The organism is Paenibacillus sp. FSL H8-0104 (assembly GCF_038050215.1).
Taxonomy (GTDB): domain Bacteria; phylum Bacillota; class Bacilli; order Paenibacillales; family Paenibacillaceae; genus Paenibacillus; species Paenibacillus amylolyticus.
Window position 1 is genome coordinate 6555232 of sequence record NZ_JBBOTC010000001.1, and the last position, 26361, is coordinate 6581592.

21 protein-coding genes are annotated in these 26361 nt (G+C 50.9%); 7 read left to right on the plus strand and 14 right to left on the minus strand.

Translation table 11 applies throughout. The annotated features are described in order from the left end of the window. Positions 1 to 252: 252 nt before the first annotated feature. Positions 253 to 1284 carry a LacI family DNA-binding transcriptional regulator gene (locus NST38_RS28785; RefSeq protein ID WP_076252206.1) on the plus strand — a complete coding sequence of 344 codons (1032 nt, stop codon included), beginning with the start codon at positions 253 to 255 and terminating at the stop codon, positions 1282 to 1284. A 199-nt stretch (positions 1285 to 1483) separates the two neighbouring features. Here NST38_RS28785 and cydC read toward each other — a convergent pair whose 3' ends face one another. The 4 genes from cydC to NST38_RS28805 are packed head-to-tail and all read right to left on the minus strand — an operon-like array spanning position 1484 to position 7747. Then, complete coding sequence (cydC, locus tag NST38_RS28790; RefSeq protein WP_083684525.1) at positions 1484 to 3421, minus strand: thiol reductant ABC exporter subunit CydC; 1938 nt, start codon at positions 3419 to 3421, stop codon at positions 1484 to 1486. Position 3422: 1 nt separating this feature from the next. Then, positions 3423 to 5330, minus strand: a complete 1908-nt coding sequence (gene cydD, locus NST38_RS28795; RefSeq protein WP_076251793.1) for a thiol reductant ABC exporter subunit CydD — start codon at positions 5328 to 5330, stop codon at positions 3423 to 3425. Position 5331: 1 nt separating this feature from the next. Continuing rightward, the gene (gene cydB / locus NST38_RS28800; RefSeq protein WP_244898245.1) at positions 5332 to 6387 is read right to left on the minus strand and encodes a cytochrome d ubiquinol oxidase subunit II; all 1056 of its coding nucleotides are present in this window, start codon (positions 6385 to 6387) and stop codon (positions 5332 to 5334) included. Further along, positions 6332 to 7747 (minus strand): cytochrome ubiquinol oxidase subunit I, encoded by a 1416-nt coding sequence (locus NST38_RS28805; RefSeq protein WP_076251795.1) that lies wholly within the window; start codon positions 7745 to 7747, stop codon positions 6332 to 6334. Before NST38_RS28805 ends, cydB begins: the two co-directional genes overlap by 56 nt. A 383-nt stretch (positions 7748 to 8130) precedes the next feature. On the opposite strand from NST38_RS28805, the gene NST38_RS28810 reads away from it, so the two are divergent. Genes NST38_RS28810 through NST38_RS28825 form a run of 4 tightly spaced genes read left to right on the plus strand, consistent with a single transcriptional unit; the run spans position 8131 to position 12626 of the window. Next, positions 8131 to 9423, plus strand: a complete 1293-nt coding sequence (locus NST38_RS28810; RefSeq protein WP_076251796.1) for a tetratricopeptide repeat protein — start codon at positions 8131 to 8133, stop codon at positions 9421 to 9423. Continuing rightward, positions 9423 to 10415 carry a glycosyltransferase gene (locus NST38_RS28815; RefSeq protein WP_083684528.1) on the plus strand — a complete coding sequence of 331 codons (993 nt, stop codon included), beginning with the start codon at positions 9423 to 9425 and terminating at the stop codon, positions 10413 to 10415. The genes NST38_RS28810 and NST38_RS28815 overlap by 1 nt, the downstream gene beginning before the upstream one ends. 1 nt (position 10416) lies before the next feature. Next, entirely contained in the window at positions 10417 to 11958 is a 1542-nt protein-coding gene (locus NST38_RS28820; RefSeq protein WP_256720049.1) for a glycosyltransferase family 4 protein, read from the plus strand. After that, entirely contained in the window at positions 11955 to 12626 is a 672-nt protein-coding gene (locus NST38_RS28825) for a class I SAM-dependent methyltransferase (RefSeq protein WP_076251798.1), read from the plus strand. The genes NST38_RS28820 and NST38_RS28825 overlap by 4 nt, the downstream gene beginning before the upstream one ends. 250 nt (positions 12627 to 12876) lie before the next feature. Here the strand turns inward: NST38_RS28825 and NST38_RS28830 are convergent, their stop codons facing one another. From NST38_RS28830 to NST38_RS28850, 5 genes are all read right to left on the minus strand, one after another. Continuing rightward, the gene (locus NST38_RS28830) at positions 12877 to 14913 is read right to left on the minus strand and encodes a glycosyltransferase family 2 protein (protein WP_083684530.1); all 2037 of its coding nucleotides are present in this window, start codon (positions 14911 to 14913) and stop codon (positions 12877 to 12879) included. An 82-nt stretch (positions 14914 to 14995) separates the two neighbouring features. After that, on the minus strand, positions 14996 to 16966 hold the full coding sequence (locus NST38_RS28835; RefSeq protein WP_179087881.1) for a tetratricopeptide repeat-containing glycosyltransferase family 2 protein: 1971 nt from the start codon (positions 16964 to 16966) through the stop codon (positions 14996 to 14998). Continuing rightward, positions 16923 to 19205: a glycosyltransferase gene (locus tag NST38_RS28840; RefSeq protein WP_076251804.1), complete on the minus strand. Its 2283-nt coding sequence runs from the start codon at positions 19203 to 19205 to the stop codon at positions 16923 to 16925. Before NST38_RS28840 ends, NST38_RS28835 begins: the two co-directional genes overlap by 44 nt. A 79-nt stretch (positions 19206 to 19284) precedes the next feature. Continuing rightward, positions 19285 to 20589 (minus strand): DUF6385 domain-containing protein, encoded by a 1305-nt coding sequence (locus tag NST38_RS28845; protein WP_256720050.1) that lies wholly within the window; start codon positions 20587 to 20589, stop codon positions 19285 to 19287. A gap of 45 nt (positions 20590 to 20634) precedes the next feature. Then, entirely contained in the window at positions 20635 to 21132 is a 498-nt protein-coding gene (locus NST38_RS28850) for a DUF6385 domain-containing protein (RefSeq protein ID WP_076251806.1), read from the minus strand. A 230-nt stretch (positions 21133 to 21362) separates the two neighbouring features. Here NST38_RS28850 and NST38_RS28855 point away from each other — a divergent pair, with 230 nt between their 5' ends. Then, complete coding sequence (locus NST38_RS28855; protein ID WP_076251808.1) at positions 21363 to 21896, plus strand: hypothetical protein; 534 nt, start codon at positions 21363 to 21365, stop codon at positions 21894 to 21896. A 30-nt stretch (positions 21897 to 21926) separates the two neighbouring features. Next, a complete protein-coding gene (locus tag NST38_RS28860) occupies positions 21927 to 22508 on the plus strand; it encodes a hypothetical protein (protein WP_076251810.1) in 582 nt (193 codons plus the stop codon). A 144-nt stretch (positions 22509 to 22652) separates the two neighbouring features. Here the strand turns inward: NST38_RS28860 and NST38_RS28865 are convergent, their stop codons facing one another. The 5 genes from NST38_RS28865 to NST38_RS28885 form a co-directional block, all read right to left on the minus strand. Then, positions 22653 to 23447 carry an ABC transporter ATP-binding protein gene (locus NST38_RS28865; RefSeq protein WP_076251812.1) on the minus strand — a complete coding sequence of 265 codons (795 nt, stop codon included), beginning with the start codon at positions 23445 to 23447 and terminating at the stop codon, positions 22653 to 22655. Between the two features lie 2 nt (positions 23448 to 23449). Further along, the gene (locus NST38_RS28870) at positions 23450 to 24310 is read right to left on the minus strand and encodes an ABC transporter permease (RefSeq protein WP_051154091.1); all 861 of its coding nucleotides are present in this window, start codon (positions 24308 to 24310) and stop codon (positions 23450 to 23452) included. A 193-nt stretch (positions 24311 to 24503) separates the two neighbouring features. Next, positions 24504 to 25553 (minus strand): ABC transporter substrate-binding protein, encoded by a 1050-nt coding sequence (locus NST38_RS28875; RefSeq protein ID WP_076251814.1) that lies wholly within the window; start codon positions 25551 to 25553, stop codon positions 24504 to 24506. Positions 25554 to 25890: 337 nt separating this feature from the next. Next, positions 25891 to 26142 carry a hypothetical protein gene (locus NST38_RS28880; protein WP_076251816.1) on the minus strand — a complete coding sequence of 84 codons (252 nt, stop codon included), beginning with the start codon at positions 26140 to 26142 and terminating at the stop codon, positions 25891 to 25893. Further along, on the minus strand, positions 26139 to 26348 hold the full coding sequence (locus tag NST38_RS28885; RefSeq protein WP_370511428.1) for a phosphotransferase family protein: 210 nt from the start codon (positions 26346 to 26348) through the stop codon (positions 26139 to 26141). Before NST38_RS28885 ends, NST38_RS28880 begins: the two co-directional genes overlap by 4 nt. Between the last annotated feature and the right edge of the window lie 13 nt (positions 26349 to 26361).

Here is a 26361-nt window from a genome sequence, read left to right on the forward strand (position 1 = left end):
AGACAACCCGGCATTCCTTTAAATGGACTCAAAATCTGTAAAATAATTAAGATTACGAGCTAAAATTCGTCCTTATTTTCGCGACAAACCTCCTTGATCACTTCAAACCTATGGATGCATATCATTTCAAGTGTGAAACCCTCTCTCTGCTGTTGACTCTCCGGTCTATGTAGCATAGAATACTTGCAAGAAAGCGAAAAAACCGATACAGCCCCAGTTTACGAAACCAGTTTAGGAATCCGAGGGATGTTTATGAATATCAAAACGATAGCGAGTTTAGCCGGCGTGTCTGTAGCCACGGTGTCCAAGATTATTAATAACTATCCAGATATTAGCGAGGAAACGCGCCAGCGAGTGCTTAAAATTATGGAAGAGACAGGCTATCGTCCATCTTCTTCAGCCAAAACACTGGCAACCAAAAAATCCAGCCTCGTTGGCGTTGTGTTTGCAGGGAAGCTGAACGTGGATTTCAGCCACCCTTTCTTCGTACAGGTTATCAATGCGTTTAAGAAACAAATTGGCTTGCTTGGATACGATCTACTCTTCTTCTCGAATGAGAAGTTTCTGGATCAGGGTGAGGACTACTTGGCGAGATCCAAGTATTTTCAAGTGGATGGCTGTATTATTATTGCGGGGGATGAGGTCGAGAGCAGCATATTCGACCTGGATGCCAGCCCGATTCCTTGTATCGGAATAGATATCGAGCTAACAGGACAAAGCTCCTGTTACATCATGTCCGATAACGATAAGATCTCAACCAAAGTTGTAGAACAATTTTATATGAACGGTTATCGAGATGTTGGTTTTATCGGGCTGGAGCGCGCCTCTCTTGTGATGCAACAGAGAGAGATGGCTTTCAAACGTTCACTAAATCAGTTTAGTCTTGATGAAAAGCCCGAGTGGGTTGTATACAGCAAAGATTATGCCGCAGCGGATGGATACGAAGCGGCCAAGAAAATGCTCGCCTGCAAGACTCTGCCACGTGCCGTGTTTGCAGCCACAGATCTACTTGCCTTTGGAGCTATTCGCGCCTTTAAGGAAGTGGGGTTACGCATTCCAGAAGATATAGCTGTGACAGGTTGTGACGACATCGAAGCCTGCCGTTATACCGATCCACCGCTAACAACCGTCAAGCAGGATACGGACAAAATTGGACGCCTTGCTGCCATGATTCTGTTTGATCTGATGAACAAACAAATGGATAATCGTTGCATTAAAGTAGAGCCGGAACTGGTTGTGCGTCAATCCTGTGGCACAGCCATGCTGCTGGCACAGGAAATCTGAGCGTTAAGTCCTTGGGACTGGCTGCTGCAGATCAATTCACATCATAGACATAGCGATTTTTCATAAAACTCCACATCAAGAAACGAAAAGGGGATGTCCCATAAGTCATGAATATGACAAGTGACATCCCTTGTTTGTGTTATTTGTTTTAATGTACCTGAGACACGCTATCCGCTCCCATTTGCCGAGAAAGTTCCTGCTATCTGGAAGCGGCAGTAGGCAGCTTGCCCTCTACTGTCTGCAAGTCAGACCATCCGGGTCGATCAAGTTCGATGAGACGGCGGTATCGCTCTTCCCCAGCCAGCAATTGTTCGTGAGAACCCTGCATGGCAATTTTTCCATTTTCCATAAAAATAAGTTCGTCCATCTGTTCCGCACCAATCAGGTGATGGGTGACCCAGATCATCGTTTTGCCTTGCAAGCTACCCAGGATAGTCCGCATCAGTTCGCGTTCCGTCACCGGATCAAGCCCTACGGTTGGTTCATCCAATATAATAACAGGTGTCTCCCGAAGCAGTACCCGGGCCAGAGCGATCCGTTGCCTTTCCCCACCGGAGAAACGCAGGCCCGTCTCCAGCATTGGCGTATCATATCCCTGCGGCAAAGATTCGATTAGACCGGATAACCCTACTTGGGCGGCCACCTGACGAATCTCCTCATCCGTTGCATGTGGACGACCAATCCGCAAATTATTGGCTACCGTGGTGTCGAACAGGTGTGGGCTCTGATTCAGTACTGCGATGACATCAGTGACACTCTCACCCAAGGTCTGCACAGGCATATTATTGATCAGAACTTTCCCCGCAGATGGAAGCAATGCCCCCTGAATCAGTTTCAACAAGGTTGATTTGCCGCCGCCGCTTCGTCCAAGAATAGCTAATCGTTTGCCTTGTGGCAGATGAAGGGATACGTCCTGTACGGCGTAGGAATCATCCGCTGCATAACGATAACTTACGAGATTAATCTCGATGTCTGCTCTGAGTTTGGGTGGAATGCGAAGACGAATTCGTCTGTCCGGGATAACATTCGCAGCTGGCAAGGACTCCGATGTCTGTCCGGCCATCACATTGCCGTTTTTCACTACAGAGATCGATTCGCCCGTTCCATCCGCATCACCGACTCCATTCTGCACCGGAAGATAACCTTTCCTTTCCAGCTGTTTCAAGCGATCCAGCGACTCCCGATACTGTGGAAGATGCTCCACCGCATCCCCTACAGGCAGAAGTGTTTCCGTGAGCGGGAATAACACCAGCACAAAAGCAGCAATCATCACGGCAGGCAATTGTCCAATAGCAGCGGCATTTCCGGCCCATAACGTAACCGATACCACCAGCAGGCCAATGACAAACTGAGCCATCAGATCACGCCAGCGTGTCCAACGCCGCAACTTGCGACGAACTGTGTCGACCTGTTCTTCTGCCTCTTCCTGCTGCTGAACAAACTCTGCCGCTCGTCCACTTGCAAGCCAATCTCCCAGTCCAAGTACACCGTCGGTCAGACGGGTATACAACCTGCTGTTTTCCTTTTTCAGCCGTACACGCCATTTCCACGTCACTTTCAGGGAGATCGCAGGTAACACGGCAACGAGAAATAACATATACAAGCCCATCCACACCGCAAATCCCAGATCAACACTGCCAAAGGCAATCATAGCCCCACCGTACATCACGAGCGCGGTAACGGCGGGGAAGACTGTACGCAGATAGATATCCTGCAGCCGCTCCACATCATCGGCGAGTGCTCCAAGTACATCCCCGGTCTGCATACGAGAACGCAGGAACAGGGCCTGCGGCTCCAGAATGCGATATAACTTCACCCGCTGATCGGCCAATACCCGCAGTACGGCATCATGTCCTGCCAATCGCTCGATATATCGAAACACGGCGCGGAATATCCCAAATGCACGTACACCAACAATAGGTACATACACCATCAGAATATTTTCAGGACGCAGCGCAGACTTGGAGATCAGAAATCCGGAGGTGAACAGTAGCAGTACCGCACACAAGGCAGCACATGTACCCAGCGCAATAACTGCGATGAATCTCCAGCGGTACTGTGCCACATACGGAGCAATCCAGCTATTTTTTTCTTTTCCGTTACGGACGGTCTCCATATGCTCATATCCGGACTTCATTTTATATCGCCTCCATCTGGGCCTGAATCATCTGATAATATACGCCTTGTCGTGCCAGTAACTCCTGATGTGTTCCCGTCTCTGCCACTGTGCCGCCATCCATGACAATAATCCGATCCATATGCGGCATCCAATGCAGACGATGGGTAGCCAAAAATACAAGTTTTCCTTCAAATAGCGGCAGCATCGTCTGTTTCAGTTCATACTCTGTCTCTACATCGAGATGAGCTGTCGGTTCATCAAGCAACAGGATGTTTCGTTTACTAAGCAAGGCCCTTGCCAGCGCCACGCGTTGCTCCTGCCCACCACTGAGCTGTCTGCCGCCAGCCCCAATAGGCTCATGCAGCCCACCAGATAATGAAGACAGTAGTTTGGTTAATCCAGCTGCGCTAATGGCCTTGGCCACTTCCGCATCCGAAGCCTCCGGCATGTAGAAACGAACGTTATCCGCCAGACTTCCGCTGAAGATATACGGATGCTGCGGGATAGCTGCCGTCTGTCTTCGCCAGGATTCAAGCATATCCTGTGTCACAGGCTGTCCGTTGGCTAATACTTGGCCTGAAGTAGGAAGCTGAAATCCAGCCAATACATCAATCAACGTGGACTTGCCTGCTCCGCTGGTGCCAATAATACCGATTTTGCCAAGACCCGTGATCTGAAATGTGACATCCTTTAGCGAATAAGGACCTTCATCATCGTGTCGTACCTGTACATCCGTTAGAGCCAATCTACTATTCTCATTCCAAGAGAACACCGAGGAAGAGGAAGAAACAAGCTCAGGAGTAGTAGAAGCAGAAGCAGGAGCAAGATGCCCCGCAGCCGCTTTATCATTCAACACGACACTTATGGTCGAAGTAGCGGCTTTCCTTTTACCCAAAGACAATGATGCAGATCCCGTCCCATCCTCTGCCATGTCCGCATGCGCAACAACATTTGCATAGGCTTCTTTTTGTTTCTGTTCAGCAGCTTTCCCCCGTTCAATCACTTGGTTGATAGCCGCTCCAGCTTCCTTACCGTCCAATGTGGCATGATAATCAGCGCCTAGCATACGTACAGGCAGGAAATATTCGGGTGCCAGAATCAGTACCGTCAACGCAGGGCCAAGCAGCATATGCCCTTCCGTCAGACGTAATCCCAGACCAACCGCCACGGAAGCAACGGACAGCATGGTGAAGAAATCGAGTGCAAACGAAGAAAGAAAAGCCATGCGCAGAGTAGACATCGTTGCTTTCCGATACCGCTGACTGACCCGCAGAATGGACCCTTCATGTGTTTTGCTCTGTCCCAATGTTTTTAGCGTTTCTAGTCCACGCAAGGTATCAACAAAATGGTTAGCGAGTGCTTTGTAAGATCTGAATTGTCCGTCTATCTTACGCTGAGCTGCGAGGCCAATCAGAATCATGAATACGATCAGGATTGGGAGTGTCAGCATCAGAATAACCCCGGACATCAGATCCAGCTTGAACACATACAGCAAAATGACGATGGGTGTGAATCCTATGCCCAGCATGCGAGGAATAAATAGTTCCAGATACGTCTTGTATTGAGCTGTTCCCTCACGTGCCAGTGTAACCAGATGTCCTGTGCCCTCCGTCTTGGCATAACGCGGCCCAAGTCTGAACCACTGCTCCACCATCTGTCTACGCAGATCAGTCCCTGTCTTCTCCGCATATCGTGAAGTCACGAGTTGTAACCAGAAGGATAGGGCGTAGCGGGCGGCAAAAGCAGCCAGGAACAGCAGCAGTACAGGATACTGCTCCGTTACGGATGAACCTTCAAATAATGCCGTTATGGCCTGTGCTAGCCATTTAGCCTGCATAATGATCGTCATCGCCTGTAGCATCACCAGCGCTGAGGCCAGCGCAAGTACCGGCCGGATGCCCGGCAGCTTCATCAGCCCCCGTCCCATATCAGTACTCCAGGTGGTGCTGCTCGTTCAGACGTTTGCGGAAGATATAATAACTCCAGATCTGATACCCAAGAACAAACGGCAGCAATGTGCAAGCTACAATGGTCATTACTTTCAATGAATACGCACCCGATGCGGCATTGTATACAGTCAGGTCATACGCCGCCCCAAAGGAACTCACCATCACTCTTGGGAACAGTCCGATAAATACCGAGGCAAAGGCAATTGCAATCACTGCACCTGTCATACCAAAAGCCCAGCCTTCACGCTTCTGACGAACAAAGTATGCCGCAAGTGCAAGCGAAACTGCGCCAAGTACAACCATGATCCAAAGAGCCCAGCCTCGTACGGCGAACACATCCGTCATGAAATACGTCATTAACGCGTAAACAGCGAGTAGTGCAGCCAGCGGCAGCATCAATTTTTGCGCTGTCTTCAAGGCACGCTCTCTGAGATCACCTACTGTTCGTAGTGATGCAAACAGCAATCCATGAACCAGACACAGCAGGGTTACACTCAAGCCACCAATCACGGTGTACGGATTAACAATATCGAGGAATCCTGCACGCAACTGCATCTCCCCATCAATGGGCAGACCTTTCATCAATGTGGCAAAGACCACGCCGAACAGGAAAGGCAACAGCGCGCTGGAGACAACAATGATGATGTCCCATGTTTTGCGCCAGCGCTGCTGTTTCATTTTACTGCGGAATTCGAAAGCAACTCCGCGGCCAATCAAGGCGAGTAACACCACCACAAGTGGCAGGTAAAAACCACTGAACAACGTGGCATACCAGTGCGGGAAGGCAGCAAACATCGCGCCCCCTGCCGTAATCAGCCATACTTCATTACCATCCCAGAACGGACCGATTGAGTTAATCAGGGTCCGGCGTTCACGATCTGTTTTGGCAATAATGCCTGTAGACATCCCCACACCAAAATCAAAACCTTCCAAAAAGAAGAAACCAACAAACAATACGGCAATCAGCAAAAACCACAACTCACTTAGTGACAACGGAATAACCTCCATCCACGCCGAACGGATCGGCCGATTCATCGTGATCTTCTGGCTTCTCGACCGCAAACGGTCCTGCTTTGATCTCACGTACGAACAGGTATACCATCACGATTCCGAGAACCGTATACGCAGCGGTAAAAGCGATGGTCGAGAACAGGATCGTTCCTGCGGATACGTTCGGCGAGACCCCGGCTTCGGTTGTCATATAGCCAAATACTGTCCATGGCTGTCTTCCTACCTCGGTCATAATCCAACCTGACGTATTGGCGATAAACGGCAGGGAGATGGCGAACACCATCAGATGCATAAACCACTTTCCAGCGACCTCCAGCTTCTTACGCATGGCTAGGAACGTACCGTATAGCGCCAATGCAATCATTAAACCACCCGCTGCGATCATAATGCGGAAACTCCAGAATGTTGTCCGTACCGGCGGGATGTAGTCCCCCGGTCCATACGTCTGTTCATACTCAGCTTGAAGCTCCTTCATACCTTTGACACTACCGGAGAACTTGCTGTAGGACAGATAACTGAGCAATCCAGGGATTTTGATCTCACCCGTACTCTCCTGTTTATCCGGGTCAATAAAAGCGACCACCGTCCATGGTGCCGGATCTTCTGTCGTTGTCCATGTGCCCTCACTGGCTGCCATCTTCATCGGCTGTGTCTCCACCAGATATTGCGCCTGGAAGTGTCCGGAGAAAGCTACACCAAATGAAGAAACAAGAGCGATAATGATCGCGATATTAAACGATTTGCGGAAGATCTCCACATCCTGCTTCTTCATCAATTTGTAGGCACTGATCCCGGTTACAACGAAGGCTCCTGTCATCAATGCCCCAAAGATTGTATGTGGGAACTCGACGAGCAACTGACCATTCGTGATGAGTGCAAAGAAATCATTCATCTCGGCTCGGCCGTTGTTAATCTCAAACCCAACAGGATGTTGCATAAATGAATTGGCTGCCAGAATCCACAGCGCGGACAGGAATGTGCCGACAAACACCAGCCAGATGCAGGCTAGATGCACTTTTTTGGACAAACGATCCCATCCGAATATCCACAATCCAATAAATGTAGACTCCATAAAAAACGCCAGTAGCGCTTCAATAGCCAGTGGCGCACCGAACACGTCTCCGACAAATCGGGAGTACTCGGACCAGTTCATACCAAACTGGAACTCTTGCAAAATACCTGTGACTACCCCGACGGCAAAGTTAATCAGGAACAGCTTGCCCCAGAACTTCGCCATCGTTTTGTAGATTTCCTTACCCTTAACAACGTACAACGTCTCCATAATCGCAACCAACAGTACTAGACCGATGGATAGCGGGACAAAAAAGAAATGGAAAATCGTTGTAAGTGCATATTGGATACGCGATAACATAATCGGATCCATACCGTTACCCCTTCTTTCTGTTCACTTCGCAGTATGCGTATTTGGCATTGAAGCTGCACCTTCGCTGTCTGTCCGCCAAATACGTTGATGAACGTATTGTGCCAGATTACCTATTTTATACATGTGAGAATTATCACAATCTTCCTCTCTAGAGCAAAAAAAAGTGATCCTGGTCACACAAAAGATAAAATTCAGCCTTTTATCACAGCTTGCCAACTTCATCTATTCATGGAAGATACTCATGTTTGGGACGGAATGCCCATATGTTAGTCTCAGGCATATCATGCGAAGTACCGTGAGGGCTTTACATATGAAGTGAAAGCATGAAACACATGCAGAGCGAATGACGCTCCATATTACAGTCAAGGTGAGGTGAACTATTCATGGAAAAACCTGCACCACTACCAGGTGAAGACACCGAAGCCAGCCTGGATAAGGCCAGTACAACACTGCCCCCTGTCCGGTATGTTCTCTTCCCTCGCAAAGGAGGCTGGTCATCCTTTCCCTATCCCGATATTGCTGCACTGCTGTCGATCGAGGGAGAGGTCTACTATGTCAGCAGCCTGACGCAAACAGAAGATGTACCTCCGGTCATTACCATCATCTCCCTCCCTGAGGCTGAGCAGCTATTGCTGGAACCTCGCACCGTAGCCGTAGTCGCCCATCCCTACTGGCTAATGGCTACAGCTTCGCTGGAGCCTGAGCTATGTATTGCCCTGCTCCCTGAGCCTGCTGGAAACGAAGCAGAATCTCCGCTATGGGAGAGCAGTATTTCCAAACTGGTCGGCATCGCCGATCTGGTAGGCACATCCTCCGAAACACGTTATATGAAGCTGTTATTCCAAGGCGTACGTGCCATCTGGCTGGGCGGAGAAGACCCTGCACCTGCGGGTACGATGCAAAAGGATGATCTCGAAGTCCCTCTCCGGGACTACGAACTGCTCTTCTTGCATGCGCTGCGGCAGATCCTGTCAGGCACTCCAGATAGCGTCACCCTGCTTCAATGCAGTGTACGTGCCGACTTCTACCGTCAGTTGCGTGCCAAAGCAGGTGCACATGAGACGATATCCTTTTTGCTGGCAGCCTATGAGTACTTGCTTGAAGATCCGCGGGCCGTCCATTCGTTGCAAGAGGCCTTCACCCATGCGGTCATGAATGGTCGCAGTGATTGTGTAGTCTCCCACTATAGATTCCTGTCTGCCATTCATGCCCGGGCCGGACAGTTGGAGGACGCCCTGCGGGTGTACGGAATTAGTGCAGCCGATGAACAAGAACGGCATCATTATGAACAGCTCTGTCGCTGGTTTGAGGCAGGAGAAGATCAACTTGTACGAGCGGAACTACTCCGTATGAACGATGATTACGGAAACGCCCTGCGTATCCTGGACGAACTTGGCGGAGAAACGGCGAGACATTGGAAATTCCGCATTTACCAGGAGACTGGACGTGTGGAAGAAGCACTGGCTCTGGTGCATGCAGTCGATATTCAGGATGATGCCAGTCGCCGGGATTACCAGCAATTATCCGGCAGTGCGCTGGCACTGCGAGGGGAACGACACGGGGCAGTCCGACATTTCCTTGAGACAGCACTGGAGGATGAAGATGCGCTGGTCCGGATTGTCGAGCTGGAGCTGTTGGATCATGCTGTACAGCAATTGCTTGGGGAGGTGCCATGATGCTGGACCCAAAGAAGCGTAGACAACAGTTGAATGGACCAATGGTGCACAGGGATATCCGAACCGAAACCACTTACACGCCAACCGAAACAGTCGATCGAACACATACAGACGCATTGGAAAATGAAGATCACACCCCGGATCATGCACAACCAACGCAGGACATCCGAAGCCAAGTGCATCACTGGAATGATTCACAAGGTCAGGCAGAACAGAATGCTGCTGTAACACATGAGGAAACAAGTATATTCAAAGAACCCTTCTCCATTCGTCGGGTTCGCAAAAACAAAGGCAACAAGCTGACCGCCATGCTCCAGGTTCGCAATGAACGTGGCCGATACCTTGAAGAAGTATTGCATGATCTGAGTGAGTTCGTGGATGAGATCGTCATTGTGGACGATGCCAGCACAGACGGAACACCGGACATGTGCAAAACCTATCCAAAGGTGGTCCGTCTGGAGGTATTGGAGAAACCACTGTTCGCCGAGGAATGGCGACTTCGCAACACCTTGTGGCAAGCGGCTGCGGGAACATGTCCCGACTGGTTGCTTTCAGTTGATGCGGATGAGCTGTACAGCTCAGAGGCCAAGAAAGCCATACGCACTCTGATTAATCAGGAGTATGCGGACTGGTTTGCATTCCGATTCTACGATATGTGGGGTGGCCGGACCCACTACCGGGAAGATGATCTCTGGTCTCTGCACAAACGGCATACCGCTTCACTTGTACGGTATATGCCTGGATATCCTTATTTTTATCCACAACAGAATCATCATGTTCCCCGCCTCCCCTTGTCCTGCACGGTATTGCCTGGGGTCAGCACGGAATTGAAGGTTCAGCATCTCGGATGGGCAGGCAGTCTGGAGGACCGGGTTCGTAAATATTTGCGTTACAAGCGCATTGATCCTAGCGGTGAGTGGGGCAATCTTGCACACTACGAGTCTATTCTCGATCCGGAACCTCGGCTGATTCCCTGGAAGGAGGGACCGTGAGATGGGCGTGGTGAGTATTCTGACGCATAGTTTCACCGACGGGTACAACCGGGAATTCGGTCGTGTATTTGGTGGTGGACTGGAGCGATATATTCTGGATCTGTGCAGTGTCATCCGAGGACTCGGGCATATTCCCGAAGTTCATCAACTGTCCTATTTTGAAGCATTCCAGACTCGGACGGAGCAGATTGACGTATTTGGTTATTCGTACGACATGGATAATGTACCGGAAGCCTTTGACCGGATGGCAGCAGCAGCGCGCGGCCCAGTGATCTATGCCAGCTGTCTGTGGCAACCCATCACCTACAAACCCGGCAGTCTTGGCATCTGTCACGGCATTAACTGGGATCGTCCCGGACTGCCACTGGAGACCAAACAACAAGTCGCGGAACATATTCAACTGGCTCTGGATGGACTCGTGCGCATTGTATCCGTGGATTCTCACTTCCAGACCTTTTGCCGAGCTGCGTGCACCTATACCGATCCAAGGCAGGTTGTCCTGATTCCCAATGCAGTGGATACGTCCTATTTCACACCTGCCCCACCAACGCGAACCTTTGAGCAAGAACAGGAAGACGAATGGCTTGTCGCATGGAGGAATGATCTGGCAAGTCATGTAGAGAGTGCTGGTGCAGTTATATCAGGAGTGCAAGCTGTAGAAGGCAAGGATGGAACAAGTGGTGCTGGAGCGAACAGTGGTAAGGCTAACAGAGATGGAGGTGGAGATACAGATAGCGATCAAGAACGAGAGGGGAAAGAAACGGTAGATTTCCATTTACAGTTATCGAAACTGGAAGAAGTCGAAGCAGATGGCGTAACGTATAGGTTTGCTCATAATCACCGGAATTCAAAGGATTGGGCTACGGAGATTCTAGTAGAAGCAGATGCTGAGTATCAGGTTAATGGTCGGATTCAGGGACAGGTTGAAAAGAAAACTGTGGATGCCCGTATAACCTCTCCCCGCCCAATTCGCATTATCTATCCACGCCGCATCAGCATGGAACGGGGTATTATTCCAATGATGCTGGCAGCGGATAAACTACTTGGAGCCTTTCCAGATCTGGAGATTGAATTTGCCGGGGAACTGGTCGAAGGCAGCACGGTCGGGAGAGTCTTTCGTTACTGGCATCGTACTCATCCACATGCGGAGCGAATTAACCAGCGCACGTATGATTTCCGGGATATTCGGGAGGCCTACCATCAGGCAGATATCGCTGTGATTCCAACTGTGTTCTCGGAAGGCACCTCCTATGCCTGTCTGGAAGCGATGAGCTGTGGACTTCCGGTAATTGCCTCCAATGTTGGCGGATTGAATGATCTGATTCAGGATGGTTTTAATGGGCTACTGGTACCTCCTGGTGAGCAGGAACTAACCGCTGCACTGGTACGTCTTGTACAGGATCGGGCCGAGCGAGAACGACTGGGAATCTATGCGCGCGAGACTGCACTGTCCTATGATCTTGCCAGGTGGCGGAGCCGGTGGAGCACGGTGTTGGAATCTTTTTTGGCAGAGACAGGATTAAAGGAGGGAATTCGGGGATGATGGATACGCCCAAGGCAACGGAATTCATGGAATCAAGATACATTCGGCAAAGTGACCCTAAAACGGACACACTGGTCTTCCCGCTGCATCCGGCATGGTGGAGCCGTCCCTACGAATATGAATGGGCCCGGCGGTTTGCACGTCCAGATGATGTCGTCCTTGATGCAGCCTGCGGCATCTCCCATCCGTTCAAATTCTGGCTTGCAGAACACTGCCGCGAGGTTCACGCTTGTGACTGGGATGAACGTATTTTGTCTGAAGAGGCGATAAGACTGGATATTGTTTCTGATTTTGGCGAGCAAGCCGCTCAGGATCTGCCAGAATCAACTCTCGCCCGATTGCACCGTGCAAAGGCCAATCTGGCCCAGCTTCCGTACGAGTCGGGTAAGTTTGATCGGGTGTTCTGTATCTCTGTACTGGAGCATCTGGATACAGGCACGATGCTGCGAGCGTTTCGTGAATTCGCTCGGGTGCTGAAACCAAACGGACAGTTAATCGCTACCTTCGATGTGCCCGAGATGCGGCCTGATCTGCTGGAGACAATCATGGCTGTCACCGGATTAACCATTGAAGATAAGCTGAATGTGAAAGAGCCAGACGATGCCATCTGGTCTGATATGTACGGCACGCCGATCCGCTGTTTTCGAGCGGTGATATGCAAAGGTTGAGACAAATTGGGTTACTTAGAGTTAAGTGCAGAGTGGAAAATTGAGGGCTTGAGAGCTCGACCCATTAGCAACGGAACAATACACGGTTCGGGAAATGCTCCGATTACCGGTAGCTCCGTTGCTTTTGCAATTTCAATCGGATGGGCTAGTGCGGGAATATGTGGGGATGTACAGGGGTTGGAGGTTGGGGACTAGAGACTAGAAATAAGAGATTAGTGATTAGTGATTAAGGATTAAAGATTAAAGGAAATTATAGGTGTACCAGTAACATGTTGCACTGGTTGGTGTACTCTTTGGCATAGGCTGCGCCGGGTGCTGTCAGGCGCAACAGGGTTTGCAGGCCCGGCGGGATTGTCGTCGCCGGGCGACCTGTGGCGGCAGGTTGCCGCGCAGTGAGTTGGGCCGAATTGGCCCATTCACGCGCCAGGTTCTGCCGCCCGGCGAGCAGCGCGAGCGTGCCCGCGAGGACTGCGTGAGCGGTGCGCTCCGAGGCGGGCACTTCGTCCGCTTGGGGCTGCTGCGCGCCGTCAGGCGTGCCGCATAGCGCAAGCAGCCCTTCGCGGACGCTCGCGGGTGCGCGCAGCAACCCGCAGCGTGCCGCAGGCGGAAGCGCTGCAAGCAACGCCAGCGCACCGCGAGGCGGCAGGGCTTGCAGCAGGCGCAGCCATGCGGCCCAGGCGCCTACGCCGGCGAGCGCTTGCGCAGCCGCGAGCACGCCGCCCGGCGCAGGCGCGGTCGGGCCGCCTGGCGCTGCGCCGCGGGGCGGGCTGCACGCCAGGCCGCTGCTGCGGGCCGTGGCCCCGCGCAGCAGCAGCGCCTCGGCGGCGTGGGCCGCGGCGGGCATCGCTGCCTGCTGGCGAGCCGCCGCTCGGGCGTTGCGCCCGCCGGGCTGCTTGTGGCCCAGCGCCCACAGCGCCAGGGTCGCCTCTGGCCCATGCTGCGCATGCGCCGCCCAGGGCTGCAAAGCCGCCCGAGCCGCGGCGTCCTCGCCCAGCTGGGCCAGCGCAAGCCCGGCGGCCAGCGGCTGTGCCCGCAGCGGGCCAGCAAGCGCCGCCGCATGGCGTAGCAGCCAATCCGGCCGATGCGCGGCAAGCGCGGTCGGGATCAACGCTTGCCATGCCGCAGGTGGCAAGCTTACCCGAGCGGCAACGCTGGCGATGGCATGCGGCCGCCCTGTGGCTGCGGCCAACAACAACAGCCGTTGCCATGCAGCCATGCTGCCGGGTTGCAGGACCAACGCCGCCGTGTATGCGGCTTCTGCCTCTGCCCAGCGGCTAGCCCGCTCATATGCCATGCCTTCCAGTGTCAGGCTGCGGTAGGTTCCAGCACCAGAGACTGATGTATACCTGCTGGCTGTAGAAGCAGCTGATTTAGCCTGTTTTAACCAGTTCAAGGCCACATCCTCTCTCCCTTGATCCAGTTCTAGTACAGCACCAAGCTCCAACAAATCCGGGAAATCCTCATACACGGGCGCCCATGCTTCCACCACAGCAAGCGCCCGTTCTGGACTGCCAATCTCTCGCCAGGCGTAAGCCGTTTTCAGCACCAGATCCGAGTGATATCCACACTCCGGCTTAAGCTGTGCCAATAATGGCTGTAACAAACGGAGTGCTTCATCATACTTCGCTTGCTGAAACCATTCTGCGGCCAGAGCATATAACAACTCCGGTTGATCACCCTCCTGATTCAACGCGAAACGAATCAACTGCATATTCCGTGCGCCTTTATTTTTGTCGGTAATCACCTGCTCCAGATATCCGTAATGAATGACTTCAAATCCAGAATGAAGCACACCTTGCGGAGCCAGTGCCATGATGGAAGAAGCAATCTCTTCATGAATTCTGCCCTGAAAGGCAATTCGGGGATCATTTCGGAACAAACGACACACCGCATCCGTCACATGCTCTTCACCGGACACACCCAGCAGACTTGTGACCTGTATCCAGTATCCCCACACGTCATCCCTACTTGCCGCTAACAACCGCATGAGTTCTGTCTTCATCTGAGGGGTCTGTACCCATACCTCATCCGCATCAAGCACCAGAATCCACGGTTTCGTAGCAGCGGCCAGTGACAGATTACGGGCTTCACTGAAATTTCCGTTCCACTCCGTTCGGATTACAACGGCACCATGAAGGCGGGCAATTTCAGTTGTATCATCTACCGATCCTGTGTCTACAACGATGATCTCATCCACAACATCCCTGACTGCATTCAAGCACCGCTGGAGTGACACCGCTTCATCCTTCACGATCATACACAAACTAATCCCTATACCCATATTCATCACCACCCCTCACCAACGGAGTTCAGCCCCACCCATTAGCCCGCTGAATTAAGTTGAACCCCCGGACCTGCCTGATCCCCTCTCAGCTCTCAAACCCGTCCGCTCCCGGTAACTCCAGCCGAATATGCTGAACGACAGGCCAACAACGGTGCCGCTGTCCATCTGCATGCTGAGCGAACACCTCCAGATGATGGTCCGCAGCACTGACCAATCCTTTCACCAGCCAGCTTGTTCCCGTCAGGGTATCCGAAGCCCCAGGGAACGAATCAATGTCACTCACCTTCCCGTTTTCCTTTTTCCCTTCCATCTCTTTCTTCTTCTCTCCCACTCGAACGCTCTGTTCCACCGATAACCCTTCTCCAGCCAATTGCTGTCGACACATCTGAATCAGGCTATGCAGCTCTTTCCATCTCCCTGACTGTACACATCCTTCCATCATCAGTCCAAGCGCCTGCCAGCCATCATACTCTGTTCCTGCAACCGTTCCGTCTATGCTGGAGTCCATGTCCTTCTTCTTTGTCGCTCTCAGACCAACCGTTCTCCCTGTCTGCACAGCAGATTCCTCATTCTTTCCTTCACCCACCTGCGAACTACGCTTTAACCACAAGGTCAATGGATCATCTCCGTTGGCTTTCTTCCCCTCGATCCACTCCAAACGTTCGAGCCATCGTGCAGACGAGATCGCGAGCAGCCCTTTTTTCCGCTGCACAGGTTCCAATTTCAGACGCGCCTTATTCCATCTTCCCTGTTGGATTTGGAGCATCGCCTCCGCCACAGATAAACGCTCCCTCATCTCTGCGGAAGGTTGTGAGGATATACCCGATAACAATTGCAAAGCCGCATCATAACAACGAGATTGCTCCAGAATGCCCAATACTTTGTGTGTAGCCTCTTCCGAACTGAGTGCAAAACGCTCCCTCACCAGCGCTGGAATCTGATGTTCCTGCCCGGAGACTCGCATAATTCGGAATATCCGATAGAGCGGCGGTAACAGACTCGATTTGGCACGTACCGCTTCCACGTAAGCATCCACCGCACCCTCCAGATCCGCCCTTCCTTCCAGTAATCGTCCTAACGTATACCACGTCTGATAGGTGCCGATGCCTTCCTCCGTATGATATATGGGTGGAGGTGGTCCCATACGGACAGCTTCACGCAGCGAATATTCTGCCCGATCTGCATCACCCAAGGCGTCTGCACATACCCCGCGATGGTGCATCAGATCCGTGTACTCTGGAAAGAGTTCAAGCGCAGCATCAATGCGATCTAATGCCTCCTGCCAGCGGTTCAGATGCTGGAGACAACGAACTTCATATTTGAACAGCAAATGCGCGTAACTGGTCACCGCAGGATCAATCCCCATCCGAGCCACACCAAACGTCTCCAACGCCCGCTCCGCTTCCCCCACACGCAGATACTCGACACCCAGATTATAGTGATGGAACGGCTGATCTGGTTCTTCCTCCACTGCCTGTTGCAGCAGGCGAACATTACGGTTCACCTTATCTTTGCGCTCCACAATCGCCGTCTGATACCCATAATGATGGATGACCATGTCCGTCACATGAAAAGCAGCCTCTGGGTTCCTACGGCAAATCGCCGCGGCAATCTGCTCATGAATCCGACCTTCGAACCGATGCTCCGGGGCATTACGGAAGAGACGCAAAACCGGATTCACGGTAACCCCCTGCTGACCCGTACCTGTATAGTTATGAATGTTTAAAAACAATCCGTCACATCCGCTGACCGACGTCCAGCTCCTGATCTGCTCCCGCGCAGCCCTATCGAGCGCCTCGTCCGCATCAAGAAAGAGAATCCAGTCGCCGGAAGCGCGCTCCAGGCCAGCATTCCGTGCTGCGGCAAAATCTTCGCACCACTCAAATCGCACAACCAACGCGCCATATTGCTGCGCAATCTCCGCGCTGCGATCCGATGAACCGGTGTCCACCACAATAATTTCGTCCACCGCTCCCTGGACACTGGCAAGACAATGAGGCAGCAACTCTTCCTCATCCTTCACGATCATGCATAGGGAAATTCGTTCCGCTCGCAAGCTGATTCCTCCTTTCCTTTGCATGGAAAAGCGTACGCCACGGCATACCCTCTGTCGTTCGCAGCCTTTGTTCCAGTGCATTATGTTGTGCAGCGAGTACACCTGAAGAAGGAGATCGAACCAATTCCTGCCGAATCGCCTCCATTGCCAATCGCATGTAACATACAGCTGCTCCAACTCGGGCCTGCCACATATCAGGCTCCCGCTCCAGAGCCTGCTCGAACAAAGAGAGCGCTTGATCATTGTGGCCTTTGGCATACAGCGTTTCACCCAGCCAGAATAAACCTTCGGCATCCAGTGCACTCTCGGTCATGCACTGAATCAGGATGTTCGCGGCTACCATGGTATACCCCTGACGATACAGCAGACTTGCAAACTTTCGCCTTCGAGTTAAAGTCGTTCCCCAATGATCACACATCATCATGGCCCGCAACTCATGCAGTTGCTCAGCAAGTGTGAGCTGTCCTGTCTTTACGGCTTGCTGTACAACCTTCTCTGCTACCATTTCTGCCTGCGGACCCCATTGAATAAGCTTCTGTTCTTGTGACGCAGGTTCCATGCTTCGCGGCTCTTTCGATAGCTGATCCAGCAGTCGATCCATGACCTTCCAAACGTTCTTTTCTTGTGGAAGCGTAGTTGCGAGGAATGCCTCGGATAATCGTAATCCGTTGGTCCAACAAGCCAGTGCCCAATCCATTCTGTGCTCAGCCGGCAGATTGACTTCATGCACACACCCCACGCTCCAGTGTTCTTCTGCCAGTTGCAGCGCTTCGGAAACCCTATTCGCACATAACATCCAATGTATTTGATCCGCTACATGGATACGAGCAGTACACGCATCTGTATCCAGCATTTTCAATGCCTGTTCATATGCTCCACAGCCTGTTAGAACATAAATCACCATCACCAGATGATCCTCATTTGTCACTGCATATGAATGGGGCATTTCACCACAAATCGAATCACCGTGACCCGATTTCTCGATTCCTCTGCATCTGGCGAGCAATGTTTCTGCTATGTTCTCATCCGTTTCACCGGAGTGTTGCAGCACATCTGCCAACCCGGCCCATGCCGGAGCATATGTGAACATGCTGTCCAGAGCCAACCCGTACAGATGTGCAGACTCTTTATAGAATCTCCGTTTCTGAGCAAGTCTTGCCATCGCAGTATAGGCTCTGTAACTGTTAGAACCCGCTTCCGTTACATATGACGCGTCTAACGTGCTACCGCCATCACTGTGTCCAACACGGTCTATTCCCTCCCAGTATTCCGTTGCTCGGGCATACGATTGATATGCATGCTCCTCCAAACCTTGCAGCTCCAACGTCTCCCCATACAACAGGTGCAGATCAGCATAAGATGGATAACGCTGTCTTTCCACAATCAGAATTGCATGCGCCTCGTCGTAACGTTCCGATCCCACAAGGGTCTTTGCATAATCTCTAACCAGTGTAGGTCGATATGGTGCGAGCAACTCTGTCAGGTGTAATGATTCACTGAACGCTTCAATTGCCTTTTCGACCTCACCAAGCTGGCAATACGTTACTCCCAGATTGTACAGGTGAAAAGGCTGTGCAGGCTCATCTGCGAGTTCCCGCTCAATCAGTTTCAAATTACGTCTTGGCTTATGCTCTTGCGCAATCGTTGAAGCCAGATATCCATCATGAATTAGACATAATGGAGCAAGCGGTTCAGTCTCGATCAATTGGCTTTGTTCATCTGTATAGGTCTCGCTCTTATTCATATCAATCGCCTCATCCTGGCCAAGCCTGCTTGGGCTACTACGAACCAACTGCTCATGGATGCGTCCCGCATATCGATATCCCTGATGAGCACGGAACAGCCTCACTGGCTGAGAGATAACGCTCTCTTCTACCCCTTCACCGTATCGATTTTCTATGGTAATACGTAATCTTGAAATGCTTTTATGGACTTTAGGTAAATAATTCAGCAGTTCTTCCAATCCCTGCGTAACGTACTCATCGGCATCCAAACACAGGACCCATTCTGTGCTCGCCAGAGGCAAAGTGATATTTCGTGCATGGGCAAAGTCATCTTCCCAACAGGCGTGCAACACCGTTGCTCCGTACGTTCTGGCGATCTCGGGTGTACGGTCAGATGAGCCAGTATCGGTGATAAAACATTCCGTGCTGATATGCTTCAAGCTGTCGAGACAGCGGGGCAGGTGATGTTCTTCATTTTGCACAATCATATGGATTCCAAGTAAACGGTTCTTCAAATCCAACCACCTCCAATACAAAAAAAGTACATGAAGTCCACCAAAGGAACTCCATGTACCTATATGACAAATAAATGGGTTATGTGCCTTGTCCATTGAAGAACACATCAATCGTGCTTGGTGCGCCGATTAGGCTGGAGCGGTAGGAAAGACGCGTGTACTTGAGAAAACGCTGCGGTACCAATACATCGACTGACCCGGACAAAATGCCCGTTACCGTCGTCACATCCGTGTACCAGTTCGTTCCGTTGGCGCTGATCTCAACAAGAGCATCTACCCGGTTTACACCCGGCCCCCGGTTATATACAAAGAAAGAATACGTGCCAAATACACTGGTCGTAACCGCCGGGAGCGCTGTGAAGGTGTTGGCGGTCGGGGTGCTTATGAGTTGGGACTCCTGAAAACTCTTCTGTGAAATGGACGTCACACTGCTAAGTGTTCCCGCGGTAATTGTAGCACCGAGCACGCTGGTGATTGTACCATTTAGCAGATTTGTCAACGTCCCTGCAGTTACCGTTGCGCCAAGTACGCTTGTAATGGTTCCGTTCAATAAGTTTGTCAGTGTTCCTGCGGTAATCGTTGCTCCCAATACACTCGTGATCGTACCATTCAGCAAGTTCGTCAACGTTCCTGCGGTCACCGTGGCCCCGAGCACACTGGTAATGGTTCCGTTCAACAGGTTCGTCAGTGTTCCTGCTGTAATTGTCGCTCCGAGTATACCTGTGATGGTACCTGCTGTAATCGTGGCTCCAAGCACACTTGTGATCGTTCCGGCGGTAATCGTCGCTCCCAATACACTTGTAATCGTACCATTCAGCAAGTTTGTCAATGTTCCTGCTGTCACCGTGGCTCCGAGCACACTCGTGATCGTTCCGGCGGTAATCGTTGCTCCCAATACACTTGTGATCGTACCATTCAGTAAGTTTGTGAGTGTTCCGGCGGTCACCGTGGCCCCGAGCACACTCGTGATCGTTCCGGCGGTAATCGTTGCTCCCAATACACTTGTGATCGTACCATTCAGCAAGTTCGTCAGCGTTCCGGCGGTCACCGTGGCTCCGAGCACACTCGTGATTGTACCATTCAGCAAATTCGTCAATGTACCTGCTGTTACTGTGGCTCCAAGCACACTGTTGATCGTACCTGCCGTGATCGTCGCTCCAAGTACACTCGTGATCGTTCCGTTCAGAATGTTGGTAATGGTTCCGGCGTTAATTGTAACCGTGGTCAGACCTGAGATGTTACTGATGGTTCCGTCCAAAATAATGCCAACCACGTTCCCGCTTGTATCCGTTCTGACAGGCTGGGCTGTGCCTGTACTATCCTGGCCAAAAATCAACGTTCTCAGATTATCCGGATTCGTATTAAACGTTGTAAAGTTAGGCATGTGCCTCGTCCTCCTCCCTGGTCAAATCTGTGAGATCATACTCCCTTACGGCATACGCTGCGCCTGAAAGTAAACATCGAGCCGGGTCGGCTGATCCGGTTCAACGGATCGAATTGCAAGCCGGGTATAGTGCAAAAATCGCAATGGTACCAGCGCTTTGGTCTGGCCTCCCGCGACCACCTCCTGGCTGTCCACAGCATAATCTACGGCATTTGGGCTGATCTGGATCTGTATAAGAGCCGGATGTTTGCCCCGATTCACAACGCCATAGGTATACATGCTGAGTGATGAGGTGTCTTGTGCCGGGAGTGAATCCATGCTGCTACTGGTTTCGGCTCCGACATACGTATGCTCTGTAAAACAATGAATAGCACCAGGGAGTTTCGTACGTGAGGAAGCACCCTGCTTGAACCGGGGACGAGTAATCCGGGAACAAGGGGGTTTCAGCAATTTAGCGCGGCAGGAATGACGGGAGCGGCGGCGACTGACATATTTAGTTGGTTGCTTCGTTCTCTTCTTGCTTTGCTTCGCTGTTCGACTCATCTCGATTTCCCCTTAAAAAATGTGCTTACGCATCGTATGCCCGGATTGGATATACGGGCACGGCAACCGCCGTTATTTCCAGATATACGGCTCAGTCCCCAATCCATTTGCTTCTTTTCACATACACTGCAAGTACAATGAAATGCGAATCAAGAGGCACCCTTCGTAATCAAAAGCGGACTTTTTGAACAACCTCTATAAGTTAATCTGGTCTATGGGAGGTGGATGAGATGACCAACTATAATGTATTCAACCAATCTAATCGTCCCCTGTTTACTCAACTGACCAATACCTTCTCAGCCCCGGGCATTGAAGCGTCACCAGACAGCGGTGCAGCTGCTGCAGGCAGTTTTTTTGCCCTGACGACCAACAATACCTTAATTCCTTCCAACCAGAGTCTTCTTCTACAGATCCTGAATGCGGCTGGCAGCGGCCGAACAATACGTATATCCAGCCTCACAGGAGGCACAACAGCGGCAGCTACTCTTGTTATCTATTCAGGAGGAACCGTGACTGTTGGTAGCACACCAGTGCCCGTCAATACGTTACTTGGAAATACCAACGCCAGTGTAGTTACCACAAGACAAAATACAGGTACTCTGGGGGGAACCTTCACGAGCATCGCAAGTATTCCGCTCACCGCAGGAATGTATTCACTGGATCTGAATGGCTCCATTATTGTTCCACCGGGACAAACATTATCCATTAGCGTAGGCACGGGGAATCAGACCGCATCCATTAATCTGTTCTGGTGGGAATTCTGAGTTCGACCCTGATGAAAGGAGGTGCACACTGTGCCAAACAATAATGTATTTAACCCGTTAAGCCAGCCCGTCTATACGTCCAACACCAACACGTATATTTCTCCCGGCATTGTTGCACCTCCGGAGAATAATGCTGGCAGTACAGGCAATCTGTACAATGCAGGTTCCACCAACTCCACAACACTGGGGTTGCTGGGAGGAACGGTTATCGCCACCGTACACTTGGCCAATCCCGCAGGGAGCGGGAAAACCTTATACGTATCGCGGCTCTCTGGTGGAATTACGGTCTCACTCAATCTGTTATCTTCCTTCAGCGGTTCCATGAGTCTGAGCGCTAATGGAACACTGACATCGCCCACCACACTAACATCGGTAAACAGCAATCTTTCCAGCAGCAATACCAGCGTAGCCACGGTACGGTTCTCTGCTGCTACACCTTCAGGAGCGACGCCATTGATGGCTATTCCCCTTCAAGCAGGGCCGTTTCTGTCCAATGAATTTGGCCGTTACGTGGTTCCTCCGGGTCAGGCCATTAACCTCTCTGTCAGCGGATCACTTTCGGTTGGCGGACTGATGGCCTCCACTGCTTATTTTGCTTGGTGGGAAGTATGATTCGTTCAACGATGTATAACAAAGCAACGTGCAAACAGCCGCCTTCGGATGAGTACCGAAAGCGGCTGTTCTTTATATTGTAGATGCAATGATGATAAAAAATGTTGTCCGATTCCCGCACCCGCGAACAAGTGTTCCCTCGTCTTAACCCAGCACGACACGATCATCTGCCATTTTTTTGCCGCTAATCCGTTCGAATTCACCAAGCAACTCAGGTACAGTTAACGTACGCTTGCGCTCTTCGCTGACATCCAGAATTATTCGGCCTTTGTCCATCATGATCAGACGGTTACCCAGACGAATGGCCTGCTCCATATTGTGCGTCACCATCAATGTAGTAAGTCTCATCTCACGCACAAGTGTCTCCGTTAGTTCCGTTATCAGTTCGGCACGTGATGGGTCAAGGGCTGCCGTATGCTCATCCAATAGCAAAATTTGCGGCTGGGTAAACGTAGCCATTAACAGGCTAAGTGCCTGGCGCTCCCCGCCAGACAAGAGACCCACTTTTGCATTCGGCCGCTTTTCCAGTCCAATTCCCAGCTTCTCCAGTTGCGTGTTGAAAATCTCCCGTCTGGCACGGGTAACTCCGAAGCCCAGTCCGCGTCCTTTGCCACGTTTGTATGCCATCGCCATGTTTTCTTCAATGGACATATGTGGTGCTGTTCCTGCCATCGGGTCCTGAAATACCCTGCCAATCCAGCTGCTACGTTTATGCTCCGGCAGGTTTTTAATGGAGCGGTCATTGATCAGCACATCACCCATGTCCGGCTTCATCACACCCGAAATGATGTTCATCAGCGTGGATTTACCCGCTCCGTTACTGCCAATCACCGTCACAAAGTCTCCCGGATTCATTGTCAGATTCACACCGACTAGCGCGGTCTTCTCATCCGCTGTGCCTGGGTTGAACAGCTTGGTTACTTGCGTAATCTCCAGCATGATCACATACCTCCCTTCGCCTGATGACCCCCGGATCGCATCAACTCTTCCGTTCGTTTGCGAGCCAGACTACGCTGCTTCATGGAGCGCTGCATAGTAGGGAATACAAGGGCAATAATGACGATCACCGCGGTGATCAACTTCAGATCAGATGTATCAAACCATTCCACTTGAAGGGCAAGCGCGACCACAATCCGGTATATAATTGAACCAACGATCGCTGCAAGTGTAGCCCAGAAGACCGTTCTTGCTCCAAGAATGGCCTCACCGATAATGACGGAGGCCAGTCCAATAACGATCATACCGATGCCCATCGTAATGTCTGCAAAACCTGATTGCTGTGCAATGAATGCACCAGACAGGGCAACCAATCCATTGGATAAGCTGACACCTACAATAGTAGTCACATCCGTATTTGCACCAAAGCTGCGAATCATACGTTTGTTATCACCTGTCGCGCGGAGTGCCAGTCCAACATCTGTTTTCATGAACAGATCGAGCATAATTTTAAACACCAGCACCACGATGATAATTAGTACCATGACATGTTCACCCGAGAATGGATTGTCCATGCCCATAATGGATTTATTCGGTGCGCCAAGAATACGCATATTAATGGAGTAGAGCGCGATCATCATCAAAATCCCGGATAATAATCCGTTGATTTTGCCTTTGGTATGAAGCAGACCTGTACAAGCCCCAGCTACCATGCCGCCAGCCATTGCCGCCAAACAGGCAAGCCAAGGAGAGAAGTCATTGGAGATCATAACCGCCGCTATTGCGCCTCCTGTTGTAAAACTTCCGTCTACGGTAAGGTCAGGAAAATCGAGTATGCGGAACGTAATATATACACCCAGTGCCATCAGTGCATATAAAAGCCCCAGCTCGATTGCTCCTTCAATTGAATTCCAGCTTATACTCACGCTACTTCCTCCCTGTCTATCGAAAAGAATGAGGCGAACCCGTTGCACGTTCGCCTCGCATCCATACTGCCGGATTATTGTCCGGTCAGATTATTGAATCAATCTCATAACTCATTAAATTTATGAATTGATTCTATTGAATAATGTTGTTTTCCTGATCTTTTACTTCCGCTTTCATCTCATCCGTAACCGTGATACCTTGGGCTTCAGCCGCTTTCAGGTTCAGGATCAGATCCAGTTTGTCCGGAACGGTGACTTTCATATCACCCGGTTTTGTACCATTTTTCAGAATGTCCGCGGCCATCTCACCCACCTGATATCCATGGTCATAATATTTGAAGCCTACCGTTGCGAAAGCTCCTTTTTCAACGGTATCCCGATCACTGGAGAAGAACGGAATTTTATTACTGTTCGCCGTTTGGATGATCGTATCAACCGCACTCACGACGGAATTATCGAGTGTGATGTAGAAGGCATCTACTTTCCCAACCAGAGAATCCGTTGCCTGTTTTACTTCAGATGTATTCGTAACTGGTGCTTTCACCAGCTTGATATTATGTGTTGCCAGCGCTTTTTCTGCGTTATCTGCCATAACCACCGCATTTGGTTCACCTTCGTTAATGACCAAGCCAACCGTTTTCACATCCGGCAGATTTTTAGCGATAAAGTCAGCCAATTGTACAATAGCCTCCGGATTCGTGTCGGATGCACCTGTAACATTGCCGCCCGGCTTATCCATATCGGTCACCAGTTTGGCACCCAGTGGGTCCGTTACCGCTGCGAACAGCAATGGCTTGTCCTTCACTTGTTGAGCCAGAGCCAGCGCAGATGGTGTTGCAATTCCGAGTACGAGATCATTTTTAGAATCACCTGAGATTTTCTGTGCAATGGACAAGTTGTTCGTCGAATCACCTTGTGCGTTATTGTAATCGATTTTGAGGTTCTTGTTCTCTTCAATGCCCGCTTCCTTCAGGGCTGCGATGAAACCTTCACGTGTAGCATCCAGAGATGGATGTTCAACAATCTGCGAGATGGAAATCTGATATGATTTTTCCTCACTGCCTCCACCTGTTGTAGTCCCTGATCCTTCGGATTCCGAGCCTGTACCGCTGTTATTTCCGCAACCTGCCGCAACGATCATTGAAGCAACCATCATCAGTGACATCCAAAATTTCTTTTTCATGTGTGAGAACCCCTCTCCATCTTATAAAATGTGGTTACCCTTATCGAATTCCATTGACACGATAGGGCGGGACAAAGCAAACGCTTCAACGCATTGTTGCTTTGATCGACAAAAGCAGACAAATATAGACTTTTCTCATGCGACTGAAGTCCATGACCCGTGTTGGTGTTTTATTGTTCCCCTAATATTAAGGGGCGTCCCGATATCCGTCAATGGTTGAACCGCTTCCAATTTACTTTCATCGTATGGTTGTGATAGAAAACATTACATAAAACTTAAAAACCACCCACATTGTTCTGTAGATGGTCGCCATGGGTACAGCAAAATAAGGTCCTACTCATGAAAATGGAGTATGAAGTCTTCTTCTAATCTCGTCCACAAGCATTGTTTTCTCCGCTTCCGATACGGCATCCGCGATCAATTTGCGTGCCGCAACAGGCGCAATCCAGGGTTCGATATCTGCATAGCCAATACCGGACAACTTCTCATACTCCTCCATAAAGAGGCGAATGCTGGCCTCTCTGGTAACATCAAGAGCAATCGTCGCTTCATGTGGCAGATGCGGGGGCAGTATGGCGCATCGAATCATAATGATGTATTCGGCCCCAAGTCGGCTTCCGGATTTCCGGTAGAAGCATTGTTCCAGTCAATAATAACGGTATCATGATCTCGAAGGAGTATGTTACCCGGGTTGGGATCACCGTGACATAGTTGCTGCTTCATCATGAGATTTTTCATATTTAAAATTTTCAAAAAAAAGAGGCATCCCTCCCAATGTACTTTGGGTATGGTCACCTTATATCGATCA